The 561-nt window shown below is 40.5% G+C and carries 1 pseudogene; it reads right to left on the bottom strand.

Going from position 1 to position 561, the window contains the following annotated elements:
* Positions 1–354, bottom strand: a pseudogene (locus R7190_RS29635) (endonuclease/exonuclease/phosphatase family protein); the annotation flags it as partial.
* Positions 355–561: the final 207 nt, after the last annotated feature.

Raw genomic sequence — 561 nt, 5'->3', positions numbered from 1 at the left:
TTTGTCTTCGCCTGTTCCGTCGTTGTTGTATTCCGCCATCATCAGTACATCAGGGCGATTCTTTTGAATGATCGCAGCAACGTTGCGAATTTGAATGACCTTTTCCGCAGTGGTTTTATCTTCAGCTGCGATGGATCCGTCTAAATAGGCTGTAACCAATGCAGCTTGCTGCGCTGGTTCAATTTGCATTTCATTTACTAAAGCTTCGAAGGTCGCGCGGTCAAAAGAGAGGTTGTAGGTGGCAATCTTTACTTCAGTTGGCTGAACGTTTACGTATTTCGTGTCGTCGTCATTGCAGCCAGTCAGTAAAGCGGTACCGATAAGGAGAGCGAGAGAAGTTTTAATTGTTTTCATGGGTACGTCATACCTTATAATTGATTCGGGCAAATATTAATAACATCAGTAATATTTGTAAGCGATATGAGTCACACAAACGTTTGCATAATTACATATACAATCAATTTTTGTGTGATTTGTGCAATAAATGCGACAGTTTCAACATCAAAAGGTTATATGCAAATTGTTAAAGGCATGTGTCGAGAGCGTTGAATTGCCATAAAC

This window comes from Vibrio sp. 1078-1 (assembly GCF_033340475.1).
This window is presented reverse-complemented; position numbering and strand designations above follow the sequence as displayed.